Source organism: Lysinibacillus sp. S1 (assembly GCF_044986265.1).
In the GTDB taxonomy this organism is placed as follows: domain Bacteria; phylum Bacillota; class Bacilli; order Bacillales_A; family Planococcaceae; genus Lysinibacillus; species Lysinibacillus capsici.
In genome coordinates this window covers 73,449-87,991 of sequence record NZ_CP173154.1, presented here as the reverse complement: position 1 = coordinate 87,991, position 14,543 = coordinate 73,449, and the positions used below count along the sequence as shown (strand labels likewise).

Here is a 14,543-nt window from a genome sequence, read left to right as displayed (position 1 = left end):
CAATGATTCAGCGCTGTATACCTCAGCACCTGGGTCCTCCCATTCATTCATCTCCCTCCCTTCGTGGCCAAAAAGTTTACAACTAGTATGCGACATTTGTAAGCAACTTGCTTACTTACTTTTTTAAATGGTTTTGTAAATCTGTTTGTATTTTTTGAAGCTCTGCCTCATTCGGAATATAGTACCAAATGCGGTTAATCCTTTCACCGTCTCCCTGTTCGAACGATAACTGCTCTATATCCTTATCCATTTTTTTATAAATACTTTGCAGCTGAATAAGATCCTTCACCGAAAAGTTCATGCGAACATTGTCGCCTAGTACATTCAACATATCAGTTGCTTTTAATAATGTTGATGGTGTGGAGGCTTTTTTCATCACCGCTTCAATGATTTGACGTTGTCGAATTTGGCGTCCAAAATCACCTCGAGGATCTTCATAACGAATACGAGAAAAAATAAGGGCCTCATTACCATCTAATGTGATTTCTCCCTTTGGATAATGGTATTCGTCAAAGGTTAAATCCATATCATTATCGATTGTTACGCCACCCAGCGTGTCAATAATTTGTAAAAAGCCCTCCATATTAATAAATACATAATAATCGATGGGTATATCTAAAAAATTTTCGACCGTATCCACAGCCATAGGGACGCCTCCAAAGGCATAGGCATGATTAATCTTATCTACCGTATCATGACCAACGATTTCTGTTCGAGTATCACGGGGTATACTAAGCATTTTCATCGTCTGCTTTTCAGGATTTACAGTGATTACAATCATGGTATCGGAACGTCCACTATCATCTTTACGTTCATCGACCCCAAGCATTAGAACCGAAAAGGGATCTTTTTTAATCACTGTTTTTTCTTCTGGTTGTGCTGCATCTGTTGTTTGAATAAGTGGTGTATTTATTTTATTCATAGTTTTTTGGATGGTAAAGTAGGCAGTACCTATAAAAATTAAAAAAATTGCTAATAGGCTACCAACAATCCACAGCCATAATTTTTTCTTGCTCTTTTTCTCTTTTGAGCGTTTCATGTTTTTTTCCATACATAAGTCCTTTCTTGCTTAACAATTTTGCCCCTCTTTTTGACGTATTAAGTTGGAAAAAAGTTTATCTAGTCTACTTATATGCATAATGAACGAAAAAAAGACGTACACTAGTATTTACTAAATTTACAACATACTATTCCCTCATTTGTCAATTATCTTCCTTTTACATTCATTCCCCTCTATCAAAATGGTGCTATCTTAATTTATTGAAAATTCATTATTGTTGATATATACTATTTTTCAGATACAACGTCTCTATAATAGAAACGTTTTTAGGAGGAATCACTCAATGTTTCAAAAAAGAAGAGAGCAGCTCGTTTCCCGTATGCAGCAACAGTCAATTGATGTAGCAGTGCTAGTGCCAGGGTCAAACATGTATTATTTTACAGGTCTTCAGTTAAAGCAAAGTGAACGCCTAACAGTAGTCGCTATTACTGCTCATCATCAATTATACTTTCTCGTTCCACAAGTAGAATTAACAAAAGTTGACTTGGGTAATGGAGGGACAATCCTATCCTATTCGGATGAGGAAGGACCGTCACAGGCCATCCAGCAACTAAAAAAAGAACTAGAAACAGCGCAGACACTTGCCGTTGAGTTTGACACCATGCGCGTGAAGGAACAGAAAGCTATCGAAAACCTTACATATGACACTTTATGTGATATCGGTGAAACCATTCGTGATATACGTATGGAAAAAGATGAACACGAAATAGCCCTCATGCGTCAGGCTGTACAGATTGTCGAAGAAAGTCTTGCAGCCACATTACCGATTATTCAAGCTGGTATTTCAGAGATGGAAGTCGCAGCCCAATTAGAATATGAAATGAGACGACGTGGATCAGAGGGAACACCTTTTGGAACCATTGTTGCTTCTGGTTATCGAGGTGCACTTCCTCATGGTAGAGCGAGCACAAAGAAAATAGAGACAGGTGAATTAATCGTCATAGATTTTGGCGCGATTTATAAGGGCTATGTGGCGGATAGGACTAGAGCAGTTGCTTTAGGAGAAGTTTCTCCAACGCTCAAAACAATTTATAGCATTGTGAAGCAAGCAAATGAAACAGCCATAGCAGCCATAAAACCAGGTATGACAGCTCATGCCATTGATGATCTAGCCAGAGACATTATTCGCGATGCCGTCTATGGCAATTCTTTCACACACCGACTTGGCCATGGCATTGGTTTAAGTGCACATGAAGAGCCTTATATGATGCAGCGTAATCAGCTAGTGTTAAAGCCAGGCATGGCCTTTACCGTGGAGCCAGGTATCTATGTGCAGGATGTTGGTGGTGTTCGTATCGAGGATAATTTAATCGTCACAGAAAATGGTTACGAAAATTTAATGACCTATTCGAAAGAATTAATCATTTTATAAGGTTGGTGTGTACATGATCGATATGAGGAAAATACAACAGGATATGCCGCTACTTGAACACTATATTTATCTAAACACAGCTGCTGCATCTGCCATGCCACAGCCAGTAGTGGATGAAATGACTAGCTATCTCCAAAAACAAGCAAGTATTGGTCCCTACTTGCCCTCTTTTCGTCAAGAAACGTATGCGCAAGTAGAGCGTATTCGAGAAAAAGCAGCATTGTTCATCGGCGCAACAAAAGAGGAGATTGCCTTTGTGCCAAACGGTTCAGTGGCGATTAATTATGTCGCAGGTGGCTTGCAATGGAAACAGGGAGATGAGGTCATAGTGCTCGACACAGAAATGTTGAGTAACTATGTGCCTTGGCTTGCCCTTCAGCAACAAGGGGTTCAGCTGAAAGTGTTAAAAACCAATGATGAATATATGGTAGATTTATATGCACTTGAACAACTCATCACACCACAAACAAAATTAATTGCCTTTGCCCATATGTCTAACGCTGCTGGGGCACTCCAGCCTGCCAAAGAAATATGTCAGCTAGCCCAGCAACACCATGTACTAACATTGATGAATGCCAATCAAACACTTGGTTTAACACCCATTAATGTTGCCGAACTTGGCTGTGACTTTCTAGTTGCTAGTGGGCGGAAATGGCTACGCGGCCCTGAAGGATCAGGTATTTTATATGTACGAGAAGCACTCATTCCAACATTGACGCCTATTATGATTGGCTGGGGCAGCACCCAGTGGGATTATCAGAACAATGCCTATTCTTTTTTAGAAACAGCTAAACGTTTTGAGCCAGGTTGTCCGATCATTCCAAGTATTTTCGGCTTAGGGGCAGCTATTGATTATGCGAACAATATCGGTATCCATCACATATATGATCGTGTAAAGCAGCTAACAAACTATTTAATTGAACAGCTTGCAACCATTCCAGGCATTGTCTTATATGGTCCTCAAAATAGTGCTCATCGATTATCGATTACGCCGTTTAACATTGAAGGGCTGTCACCAGATGAGCTAACCAATGCTTTAGCAGAACATGGGGTCATCATTGAAGCTGGCACATTTATGGCGAATACCATTATGGAACGCAATCAAATTTCTAAAATGGCCCGTTTTTCACCACACTATTTTAATACGTTTGAAGAAATTGACAAGGCCGTATCCATCATGAAAAAAATCCAAGCAAAGGCTCAAGATAGTTAATGTCTATCTTGAGCCTCTTTTTCATGCTTATTCATGATATAATTTAAAGCTGTATTGATCGAAATACCGTTGAATATTCATCGCTCCATATTGAAGAACATTGACCATATCAGGTAATTTCTCCTCTGTTGGCTTACGATAAATAGGGCCAGCAATTGTTAAAGAGGCAATGACTTCTTTTTTACTATTAAAAAGAGGTACACCTAGCCCAAATACTGAATGAGAGTACTCTCCTGTTGAAAAGCHCCAGCCTTKCTGTTGTATTTTTTCTAAATCGGCTAACATTTCATCAGGGTCAGTAATGGTTTCAGGAGTTAATCTTTTCATCCCATGCTCCATGATCTCCTTTTGTCTCTCTTCATGTAGATACGCCATGATGACTTTACAAGATGCCCCGATATGTAGTGGTGTCCGCGTGCCAATCGACACTGAAAACTTAATGGTTTGAGAGCTCTCAGCTATTTCTACTGTGACACCATCTGTTCCATCCAGCCATGTTAAAAATACGGATTCTTTGATGGTATCTGCAAGGTTGATCATAATTGGTAAAACAAAGTCAGAAAGATTTAATTTATCTTTAACCATCTGGCCATATTCTAGAAAGCGAAGCCCTAATTCATATTTTTTTGTCTCAGGATTTTGAATAAGAAAGCCTTGTTTTTCGAAGGTTGCTAAAATCCGATAAATAATGGAGTGACTAATATCCATCTCTTTTGCTAGCTCACGAACACCCCATGTAGGATTTTCCTTATTAAAATATTTCAGTACCTCCAATGAGTTATCTAATGTTTTTAATGTCATTTCACACCTCAAATGTCTCTATAATAGAACCGTATTTTGATTATAAAATGAAGACGGACAATTTTCAATAAATTCAACTATTTTACAATTAGATTTTAAATGAACTATTTCATTTCAAGCAGTTCATATGGACATTCGGATTGTGCTGAGCATGGCTATCACCTAAAAAAGGAAAGCTATCCGCTGGAATCCTCTTTTTATCCGTCACATTTTGAGTTTTATCCGCCAGTTTGGACATTCTATCCACTTAGAGCCATTCTATCATGCAAAAAAAGAAGGCTATCCGCCAGAATCCTCTTTTTATCCGTCACATTTYGAATTTTATCCGCCAGTTATCCGCCTAAACAACGAAAMATCAACCCACCTCTTAAAAGGTAGGTTGATCTTTTTACATGGTTATTTCTGCTGGATACCCTGTACTAATTTTTCTTGAATCCGCAAGTATTGGGCAATTTCCTCATCATCTAATACTTCAAAAAGCTGTACAAAGACCTCTTTTCCGATAGATTGAGCCTTTGCTAAAGCACTTTGACCCTCATCTGTAATTTGTAAGCGAATGGTGCGGCGGTCGGATGGATCATATAGTCTTTCTGCTAATCCAAGCTTGACCAGCTTTTCAGCAATGCTCGTCATAGCACCTTTTGTATAGCCGATTGTCTCAGCTAATTCGGCTTGTTTTTGAGGGCCTTTGACATGTAGCTCATTTAAAACTAAAATTGGTGAAATTCCTAAAGGATATGGGAACGCTTTTGTAAAACGTATAATATTCGCATTGTTCACCTGTTCAATCATATGAATCAGTTTAAAAATATTTGTCTGTTTCAAAAAAATCCTCCTCAAACGCTGAGAATTAATGAAGCATTAGTGAGCCTCCATCCACCATAATCGTTTGACCTGTAATGTATTGAGAATCGTCAGAAGCTAAGAAAACAGCTACTCGACCAATATCTTGCTCAATATCACCAAAACGGCCTAACGGGATTTTACTTCTCACCGCTTCATAATACTCTGGCTGTGCTTTTGCCCATGCTTGTACACCTGGTGAATCAGCAAGCGGACTAATGATATTGACATTAATACCAAAACGTCCCCATTCATTTGCGGCAACACGGGAAATACCACGAATGGCTTCCTTGGCAGCGGCATAAGCAGCCTGTGTTTCATGACCTTGAATGCCTGCTCCAGATGCAAAGTTAATAATATTACCCTTAGTTTCTTTTAAATGCGGTAGGGCTGCTTGCATTAAATAAAAGGTTGGATAAAAACCTGTTCCAAATGACAAATCAAGATCTGCTTGTGTAGTTTCTTCTATTGTAACTTGTTTAGCAGCATGAGCGTTATTAACTAGCACATCTAGTTTACCGTATTTTTCTACGACTGTATCAATAATTTTTGGTAATTGGTCGCGTTCCATTAGATTAGCCTGTAAAAACATAGACTTCGGAGACATTTCTTGTAATTCTTTTGCCATTGCCTCGCCTGCTTCTGCATTTAAGTCAACAATTGTAACAATCGCCCCTTCCTTTACCATAGCTTTTGCCATTCCACTACCAATACCACCTGCACCACCAGTAATGATGACCACTTTGTTTTGTAGTTTACCCATTGCAACAACATCTCCTTCTTGTTTATCTGTTAATAGTTTAACATTAAACTATTTAATTTTAAACTAAATTGTTTCAGATAAAAAAGCCTATTCTGGAGAAGGGTTCATCCAAAATAAGCTTTTTCTAAAATTGATCTTTCCTACATGATTGTGCCGATTCTCTTTTCCAGCGCTCTATTTCTGATTTGATATTACCCCAAATATAGACCCTTTAATGTAGGTTTGTCCTTGTAAAGACTGCAATTGCTCTGGAGTACCAGTTACTACAGCCCCACTTATTTTCACATCACTTTTCTCCAGGGTGCCATTTCCCCCTACTAAAGCTTGATAAACCTGGTTTGTTTCCCACTCAAAGTTCTTGCTTTTACGCAGAAGCTCAATGTTTCGAATAAAGGTCGCAACCTCATCGATTGAAGAGCGTCGAGGTTTTGGTTTGGATTGCTCTGATTGAAAGCCATAAATGTATGGATCATTGGCTGAAATAGTATTCTGTCCTTGCTTAAAAAAATCTAGTGTATCATCTGTATAGGCATCCACCCACCACCAATCTACTTGTACTTCAGAAGGTAGCTTGCTTTTAATTTCACCAAAATCATAGGCATCATCAAAAGAAATAGCTATTTCTACTAAAGTATTTTTCTCCAATTGATGCAGTTCACTAATATTATCTTGATAATGGTCGTAGGAAATCCTTGGATGATAAAAAAACATTTCTCGGTCACCTGTGTAGTCATTAAACCGTTCGAATTGAGATGTTTCCGCCAGTGATTCTGAACCTTCTATTTGGATGGGGCTAGAAATGGCCGTTCGTGTAAGCGTTCCAAATAAATTATAATCGCTTTTGATAGGCTGCCAAATATATGGCCGATGCTGATTTCCAAGCACCTTATAGGTTGTTGTTGTTATTTTCCCTCCCAGCAAATGATCGTCATAAACCTGATTACTAATTTGGACATTGGGCGCACTTATTTCGTTAAATAAATGAATATCATCCATTACTTTTTGCGCACTATTTAACGATAAAGCCCTCAGCCCATACCATAATGCTATTAGCACAATTGGGGTAACGACCAATGTAATCCCAATCATTTTGACTGTTGACCAAAACCTTGCCTTTCTCATTATTTTTTTCGTATGTCTATCATCAAACAAAAATTCATTTTCTTCTTTATTCATCATGAGCATCCTCCTTAAATCGTTCAGTAAATTCTTCCCTAGCACGTCTGACATGCGTTTTTAGTGTGTTTTCATTCTTATTCATCAAGGCTGAAATTTCCTTATACGATAATCCCAGCTCATATTTCAGGATTAATAATTCCTGATGCAAAATGGATAGCGTTTCGAGTGTGTTCTGTATGTCCTTTAATTTTTCTTTCTTTAGCATCTGGATCTCAGGAATATGAATGAATGAAGTCAATTGAACTTCCTCTAATTCTGTTGTTGGATGACGTGTTTCTTTTCTCTTGAGATCATAAAATTGATTGGTTGCTACACGATATAACCAACTCATTACTTTGTCTGACTGAATTCCATTTTTATGTAATAAAAATTTATAACATGTATCTTGGACGATATCTTCTGCATCCTCATGGGCTAATCCACGTTTTCTCAAATAACGATATAGCAGCGTTCCTGCTTGCTGTAGAAACGCATTCATTGATTGCTTTACCATGTCCACCCCCCTTCTGCCTATACAACGCAGAACTCCATGAAAAGTTTACATATTACAAAAAGTTCTCATTAAATATTTTAGTTTAGTGAAAACCAACAACATTTATTTTCAAATACATACAAGCATCTTTTTAATTTGACAAGAATATACTGTAGCAGCTAGCTAAAATCACTTTCAAGAAAGGAGTTGTGGATAATGGGTGCTAAATGGATAAAGGTTTCAGTCTTTTATTTATTAATTGTTTTTGCTTTTGGCCTGTTTATGCATTATACGGTTCAACTTCAATGGAAAGCGACACATGCTCATATTGGTGTGGTAGGTTGGCTGACTACTGGATTCATTGGTTTAATTTATTCGACTTATAAAAATGCTGCGGAGACAGGTCTCGCCAAAGCACAGTTCTGGCTTTACAATCTCGGTTTACCCTTCCTTTTTGTTGGCATGATGATGGTGTATTGGGATGTACCACGCTGGTTATTTGAGCTTTTCGTGTCTGGTGGTGGAATTGCTGTAGCGCTGTCTGTCCTGTTATTCTTTATCAATGTCTTCAAATATGTAAGATAAATAGAAAAGCCCCGCTTCACAGTTGAAGTGGGGCTTTTAAGCTATTATTGTAAGGAGTTCGCCTGCATTTGATACATCTTGTCATAAATTCCGCCAAGCGCTAGCAGTTCATCATGTGTGCCGTTTTCTACAATTTTTCCTCGATCAAGTACAAGAATACGATCTGCATTTTTAATGGTAGAAAGTCGATGGGCAATAATAAACGTTGTTCGTCCTTTTTTCAGGACATCCATCGCATGCTGAATAATTTCTTCCGTTTCCGTATCAATATTCGATGTCGCTTCATCCAATATTAAAATGGCTGGATCAAACGCCAGGGCGCGTGCAAACGAAATCAACTGACGTTGTCCTGAAGATAATGTGCTGCCCTTCTCAATAACTGGCTCCTCATAGCCATTTGGTAAATTAGCTAAAACACGTTCTCCCCCGACAGCATTTAAGGAAGCTACTATTTTCTCGTGAGAGATGCGCGGGTTGTTTAAGCTAACATTGGATGCAATCGTACCCGTAAATAAGTAAGGGTCCTGTAGCACAATACCCATATGTTCACGCATCGTTTGACGTGGAACAGAAGTAATATCAATGCCATCAATGGTTATTTTGCCTTTTGATGGGTCGTAGAAGCGGAACAACAAGTTCATAATGGAACTTTTCCCTGAACCTGTATGACCAACTAAGGCAATTGTTTCACCTTGATGTGCTTCAAATGACAGGTTTTTCAGCACATATTCATTATCTTTATAGGCAAAGGAAACATCTTCGAAAACCACATTTCCTTTATATCGTGGGATGCTCTTTTCAGAAACAGGCTCACCATTCGTATCTAACACCTCAAAGACACGTTTACCTGCAATGAGTGAACGCTCAAGCTGTGAAAACTGGTTCACAATATTCGTGATCGGATTAAATAGCTTTGTTAAGTAATCAACAAATGCATACAATGTCCCTGCTGTAATCACTTCAGTTGATGTGAATGAGCGTGTACCAAAGTAGAAAATAAAGACCGTAAACATGATAAGTCTTAGCGTATTCACAAGGTTAAAGGATGTAGCTGAATCAAGCACCAGCAGCTTACGTTCATACGCATAATGCTCATTATTCATGTCATCAAATTCCTTCGTCATTTGCTGCTCACGACGGAACGCCTGAATAATTGTCATGCCCTGAATGGATTCATTAATCATGGCATTAATATCTGCAATTTTTGTACGAATGACATCGTTGTATTTAGAGGCAAATTTTCGATATAAAATCATCCATACATAAACAATTGGAATCATGGTTAAAGCAAGCATTGCCATTTTCCAATTTAAAATAAAGAGCGCTATATACACCCCAAAAATAGAAATGAAGCTCGTTACAAAATTCGATAGTACCTGTACATATAAATTCCGAACTGCCTCTGTATCGTTTGTTACACGCGCAACAATTTTACCCGCTGGTAAATTGTCGAAGTATTGGATCGGTAAAGTTTGAATATGTTCAAAGACATCTTTACGTAATTTTTGGATGACACGGTTTGCCSCAATTTGCAAATAAATATACATAAAATAACGTAATATGGCTGTTGCAATGGCTAAAAGTAAATACACAATGAGCAACCATGTAATCGGTTTGATTTCTATATGACCGATTGTCATGTAATTATCAATAATATGTTTCGCAATAAACGGTCCAACAAGCTCCGTGAATACGGCAATTGTTAGGAAGAATAAGCCTAATAGTATCGGCTTTTTAAAATACATCGCATAGCGCATTAAACGTTGACTCGTACTCATGAGGCACCTCCTTCTAGCTGCTGACGGTCAAATTGCTCTTTATACCATCCTTGTTGCGCAAGAAGTTCCTCATGTGTTCCCTGCTCTACAATTTGCCCATCATCCAGTACGATGATGACATCGGCATGCTGAATACCAGACAAGCGATGTGTCGTAATAATCGTCGTTTTACCTTGACGTTCACGCTGAATATTTTCAATAATTCTTGCCTCTGTCTTCGCGTCGACAGCGGAGAGTGAATCATCCAGCATTAAAATTTCAGGATCTTTAATTAAAGCACGAGCAATAGATACACGTTGTTTTTGACCGCCTGAAAGAGAGACACCCTTTTCTCCAACAAGTGTTTCAAGGCCCATTGGTAGATTGTCTAAATCCTTTTCAAAATACGCGGCACGTATCGCCTGCTGCAACTCTGCTTGTGTTGCATCTTCTTTCCCAAATAATATATTTTCACGAATAGTTCGTGAGAATAACACATGATCTTGTGGCACATAACCAATCCAATCGAGGATCTGCTCCTTCGTTTGAGCGGTAATATCGATACCGTCAATGGAAAGCTGTCCCTGACCGATTGGGTATTCTCGCAATAATTGGCGTAGGAAGGTTGTTTTACCTGCTCCCGTTTTACCAACAATGCCAAGCGTTTGGCCTTTTTTCAAGGAAAGTGAAATCTGCTGTAGGTTTTTCACCTGACTCATCGTATATTGGAATGTTAAGGCATCAAAGCCAATCGCATTTGGTGTCGCAATCATTTGTGGATTCGGAATATTTTGAACATYCGCCTCGTAGTTCAAGGTTTCCTGCACGCGATCTAGTGAGGCATTCCCCTGCTGCATAACATTGATGAGCTCACCAATCGCAAATATCGGCCAAACAGCCAAACCTAAATAAACATTAAACGTGACCAGTTGCCCAACCGTCATCGCCTCAGTTGCCACTAAATGAGCCCCGTAACCAAGTGCTACAACATAGCTAATGCCCGTTCCGACTTTTGTAATTGGACCAAATAAAGCATTGATTTTCGCTGTATGAATATTTTTCGCATACACAACTTCACTCATATCTGCAAAATTAGCCTCATCCTTTTTTTCCTGCACATAGGCACGCACCACTCGCACTCCTGCTACAGATTCTAGCACACTATCATTTAGTTCCCCAAAAGCATCTTGTGCCTTCATATATCGCTCATGAACAATTTTCWCTAAWTAKTGAATGAGGATCGCCATAATAGGAACTGGTAACATAGCAAAAAATGTAAGCTTCCACGAAATCATATAGCCCATCGCAAAAATGATAAAACCCATATAAATCGTTGAATCAATCAACGTCATAATGCCAAAACCTGCTGTCGTGGATACGGCATTCAAGTCATTTGTTGCACGCGCCATCAGGTCACCGGTACGGTTTTTTTCATAAAATGTTGGGGTCATACGTAAAAAATGCTGCATTAAATTACGACGTAAAATTTTCTCAAGGTTGATAGCTCCTTCAAATAGTCGGAATTGCCACACAAAATTTAATAAATAGCCCCCAATAATAATCCCAATAAAAATCAAGACATATTTTGTTAAAATAGCTGGGGTCATTTCTCCGGCTGTCAATAGATCTATAATAGAACCGAGTAAATAGGGAGGGACAACCTCTAATCCACTGGCAACCATTAGTAGAACAATGGCCACCGTATATTGCTTCCAGTATTTTTTAAAGAACCAGCCTAATTTACTTAACACATCAAACATACATCATAACCTTCTTTCCTCCGTGCTGTTGTGGATGACTACCCACTTTCTAGAAATTCCTTTTTGAAAATCATTCTTCTAACTGTTTTTGTCATATACATACACTCCTTTWTTGYTTGCACTACWWMCTTTTTTGCACAAAAAAAGACACATACCCTAAAAGAGTAAGTGTCTCTTATAAAAGGCAGGATAATTCCATACCTAGTTCTGCAATAGTAAATAAAGCGTTAGGCACGGACAATGTATGTAACTGTGATTGAATTTGATACTGATAAAATTAACATTGTCATGCCCTCCTTTAGTTTATTTGTTATAGTGTTCTTGAAGATTATCACACTATAGAAATATTTGTCAACTATCACCCTGTTATTTTTTATCATTTTCAGGAAATAGTTAGCGCTTTAAAGCATTGAAATGCTCTAAGGAATCAAAGGGAGAACATGCTTAAAATTACAGTGTTGTCTATAACCTTACAATAATTCTACGGCACAAACATTAACCTAAAGACTGAAATACACGACTAGTGATTTTGATACCCAGTAGTAGACACTAGAATATTCTTTTTGCGTCTGTTGCACTCCTTCCATATGCTTATCTCATCATCTTTATTTAGTTAATTATTATTTAGTTATTTATTATTTAGTAGTGTCTGGATTTCCGTTTATGGATTAGCCGTCACCGGGTTTTCCGTCAACGGCTTCACATAAGAGGGACAAAGAATTGTCCTTATAATAAAAGATATTTCATTTTCCACATATAATATTTCGAAATATTATTTCATGCGCATCTATAACTTTCTATACACTATATACATTTCAACAATCGATTTTGGGACATAACTCGAATTGAAATATTTCTAAAATTTTTGTCTCATGATACACTTTCATTATAGTCATTTTCAGTAAGGGGTTTTTATGTTGAGGTCATTTCTAGCCGTGGGAATTGGTGGAATTCTTGGTGCCATCTGTCGATATAGTCTGAGTCTCGCCGTTCCCAATACAGAAATATTTCCATTCACAACACTGTTTATTAATTTACTGGGCTGCTTTTGCTTAGCATGGTTTTTTACTTCATTTATAAAACGCACACCTATTGTACTAGKAGTAGGTACAGGGTTTTGTGGAGCTTTTACTACCTTTTCGACATTTTCCTTAGAGACACTATTACTCCTAGAAAATAGCGAGTGGCTACAGGCTGTACTCTATGTTACAGTAAGTGTTTTAGGTGGATTAGCTTGCACATGGCTGGGAATACGACTTGCTAGGGGGCGTATTGCATGATTTTAGTCGGAATTGGTGGATTTTTTGGCGCTCTTTCTAGATTTTATTTAGGAAAATTACTTGTACATCCCTATCCATGGGCGACTTTTATTATTAATTGTACAGGCTCCTTTGCGCTTGGTTTCTTATTTGCCCTACATCTTAGTGATTGGTTATGGCAATTAATGGGCATAGGTTTTTTAGGAGCCTACACAACTTTTTCTACTTTTGGATTTGAATGTCTACAGCTTATAGAACAACAAAAATGGAGACAAGCCATAAGCTATATTGCCAGTACCTTGCTAATTGGCGTACTTTGTGCAGCTATTGGTTATCTAGTCGTATAAAAGAGGGTGAACTAGTGACACAGCCGTCAAAAGAGTTATTGGAGGAATTAGAAGTTGAAATAGAGCAAACGCTCTATGCATTGATTGACCTAGAATTAGAGGAAAATTACGCTACCATGAATACACAATTTGCGCAATTACTTGCCAAGGTTCAGACAGCCCAGTTAATTAATTACAAGCTGGATGTTCTCGTTGAACCTCAAGCTTTTGCAACTGAAACTTGTATTCTTTTACAGAGCCTCATAGAAGCAAAGGCGAGACCAAATAAAAGGCATAAACTGTTAACACATCGCATGATTTTGAAGATATGGTTAAGAAAAAATCAACGATTCATGAGGGAATTTCTACCTCAAATGTTTTAGGCGCCACTTGAAATTGCAAGGGCGCCTTTTTTAAATTTGAAGTTTTTGCAACACTTCTTTTATTTTTCCCCTCACTGTCAGATCAAATGGGGTTGTCTGCTGTGACATATCCATATTAATATACACGGTTTTTCCTGTTGTCATCATAGGTAGTTGGTTGACGGGATATACCTCAAGACTCGTTCCAATGACAAGGACAAGTTCAGCTGTTTTAATTGCCTCCATTGAACAGTGCCAGCTTGCTTGTGGTAGGCTTTCTCCGAAGAGCACAACATTTGGACGAAGTTTCCCACCACAATGGGCGCAACTAGCCTTATTCAAGAAGCTTGCCATGACAGCCGCCTGCTGGCAACGATGACAACGAATAGACCGGATCGAACCATGTAACTCCTCGACGGATTGACTTCCTGCCAATTGGTGAAAACCATCCACATTTTGAGTAGCGATTAGAGACACTAAACCTCTTCGTTCCCAATCAGCTAATATATGATGTCCCTCATGGGGAGCCACCTTTTCTAGGTTTTCGATACGTGTTTTATAAAATTCATGAAATAATGAGTAATGATCTGTTAATGCTTCCGTTGTCGCGACAGTTCTTGGATCCATTTGTTTCCACCAACCAGATGCTGAACGGAAATCAGGAACTCCACTTTCCGTTGACATGCCMGCTCCTGTTAGAATCACTGTATTATTTGAGGATAGTAACCACTCACGTAAATGTTCTATTGCCATTTTCCCCCTCCTTTTTTCGAATTAAAACTACCTTCACC

General features: G+C 38.4%; 15 protein-coding genes. 6 read left to right on the top strand and 9 right to left on the bottom strand.

Features of this window, described 5'->3' with window-relative positions:
• Window positions 1-115: 115 nt before the first annotated feature.
• Window positions 116-1,051: an LCP family protein gene (locus ACHZEU_RS00450; RefSeq protein ID WP_048392475.1), complete on the bottom strand. Its 936-nt coding sequence runs from the start codon at window positions 1,049-1,051 to the stop codon at window positions 116-118.
• Window positions 1,052-1,343: 292 nt separating this feature from the next.
• On the opposite strand from ACHZEU_RS00450, the gene ACHZEU_RS00445 reads away from it, so the two are divergent.
• Both ACHZEU_RS00445 and ACHZEU_RS00440 read left to right on the top strand, forming a co-directional pair.
• Window positions 1,344-2,432 carry a M24 family metallopeptidase gene (locus tag ACHZEU_RS00445; RefSeq protein WP_404803873.1) on the top strand — a complete coding sequence of 363 codons (1,089 nt, stop codon included), beginning with the start codon at window positions 1,344-1,346 and terminating at the stop codon, window positions 2,430-2,432.
• A gap of 13 nt (window positions 2,433-2,445) precedes the next feature.
• Window positions 2,446-3,645, top strand: coding sequence for an aminotransferase class V-fold PLP-dependent enzyme (locus tag ACHZEU_RS00440; protein ID WP_115673304.1), 1,200 nt, complete (start codon window positions 2,446-2,448; stop codon window positions 3,643-3,645).
• A gap of 27 nt (window positions 3,646-3,672) precedes the next feature.
• Here ACHZEU_RS00440 and ACHZEU_RS00435 read toward each other — a convergent pair whose 3' ends face one another.
• The 5 genes from ACHZEU_RS00435 to ACHZEU_RS00415 all read right to left on the bottom strand — a co-directional run bounded on the left by ACHZEU_RS00435 (window position 3,673) and on the right by ACHZEU_RS00415 (window position 7,724).
• Window positions 3,673-4,446, bottom strand: a complete 774-nt coding sequence (locus ACHZEU_RS00435) for an IclR family transcriptional regulator (protein WP_404803872.1) — start codon at window positions 4,444-4,446, stop codon at window positions 3,673-3,675.
• Between the two features lie 396 nt (window positions 4,447-4,842).
• The gene (locus tag ACHZEU_RS00430) at window positions 4,843-5,271 is read right to left on the bottom strand and encodes a MarR family winged helix-turn-helix transcriptional regulator (RefSeq protein ID WP_004230567.1); all 429 of its coding nucleotides are present in this window, start codon (window positions 5,269-5,271) and stop codon (window positions 4,843-4,845) included.
• Between the two features lie 25 nt (window positions 5,272-5,296).
• Window positions 5,297-6,052, bottom strand: a complete 756-nt coding sequence (locus ACHZEU_RS00425) for an SDR family NAD(P)-dependent oxidoreductase (protein WP_036077242.1) — start codon at window positions 6,050-6,052, stop codon at window positions 5,297-5,299.
• 174 nt (window positions 6,053-6,226) lie between these two features.
• Complete coding sequence (locus tag ACHZEU_RS00420; protein ID WP_404803871.1) at window positions 6,227-7,228, bottom strand: anti sigma factor C-terminal domain-containing protein; 1,002 nt, start codon at window positions 7,226-7,228, stop codon at window positions 6,227-6,229.
• Entirely contained in the window at window positions 7,221-7,724 is a 504-nt protein-coding gene (locus tag ACHZEU_RS00415) for an RNA polymerase sigma factor (RefSeq protein WP_115673306.1), read from the bottom strand. Before ACHZEU_RS00415 ends, ACHZEU_RS00420 begins: the two co-directional genes overlap by 8 nt.
• A gap of 195 nt (window positions 7,725-7,919) precedes the next feature.
• Between ACHZEU_RS00415 and ACHZEU_RS00410 the strand changes: the two genes are divergently transcribed.
• Window positions 7,920-8,288 carry a hypothetical protein gene (locus ACHZEU_RS00410; RefSeq protein ID WP_048392470.1) on the top strand — a complete coding sequence of 123 codons (369 nt, stop codon included), beginning with the start codon at window positions 7,920-7,922 and terminating at the stop codon, window positions 8,286-8,288.
• Window positions 8,289-8,332: 44 nt separating this feature from the next.
• Here ACHZEU_RS00410 and ACHZEU_RS00405 read toward each other — a convergent pair whose 3' ends face one another.
• Window positions 8,333-10,066 (bottom strand): ABC transporter ATP-binding protein, encoded by a 1,734-nt coding sequence (locus ACHZEU_RS00405; RefSeq protein WP_404803870.1) that lies wholly within the window; start codon window positions 10,064-10,066, stop codon window positions 8,333-8,335.
• Window positions 10,063-11,805, bottom strand: coding sequence for an ABC transporter ATP-binding protein (locus ACHZEU_RS00400; RefSeq protein WP_404803869.1), 1,743 nt, complete (start codon window positions 11,803-11,805; stop codon window positions 10,063-10,065). The genes ACHZEU_RS00405 and ACHZEU_RS00400 overlap by 4 nt, the downstream gene beginning before the upstream one ends.
• A 917-nt stretch (window positions 11,806-12,722) precedes the next feature.
• Here ACHZEU_RS00400 and crcB (ACHZEU_RS00395) point away from each other — a divergent pair.
• The 3 genes from crcB (ACHZEU_RS00395) to ACHZEU_RS00385 are packed head-to-tail and all read left to right on the top strand — an operon-like array spanning window position 12,723 to window position 13,773.
• A complete protein-coding gene (crcB, locus tag ACHZEU_RS00395; protein WP_404803868.1) occupies window positions 12,723-13,085 on the top strand; it encodes a fluoride efflux transporter CrcB in 363 nt (120 codons plus the stop codon).
• Window positions 13,082-13,411 (top strand): fluoride efflux transporter CrcB, encoded by a 330-nt coding sequence (gene crcB / locus ACHZEU_RS00390; RefSeq protein ID WP_054550415.1) that lies wholly within the window; start codon window positions 13,082-13,084, stop codon window positions 13,409-13,411. The genes crcB (ACHZEU_RS00395) and crcB (ACHZEU_RS00390) overlap by 4 nt, the downstream gene beginning before the upstream one ends.
• Before the next feature lie 14 nt (window positions 13,412-13,425).
• Window positions 13,426-13,773: a hypothetical protein gene (locus ACHZEU_RS00385; protein WP_048392463.1), complete on the top strand. Its 348-nt coding sequence runs from the start codon at window positions 13,426-13,428 to the stop codon at window positions 13,771-13,773.
• Between the two features lie 30 nt (window positions 13,774-13,803).
• Here ACHZEU_RS00385 and ACHZEU_RS00380 read toward each other — a convergent pair whose 3' ends face one another.
• On the bottom strand, window positions 13,804-14,505 hold the full coding sequence (locus ACHZEU_RS00380) for an NAD-dependent deacylase (protein WP_259951143.1): 702 nt from the start codon (window positions 14,503-14,505) through the stop codon (window positions 13,804-13,806).
• Between the last annotated feature and the right edge of the window lie 38 nt (window positions 14,506-14,543).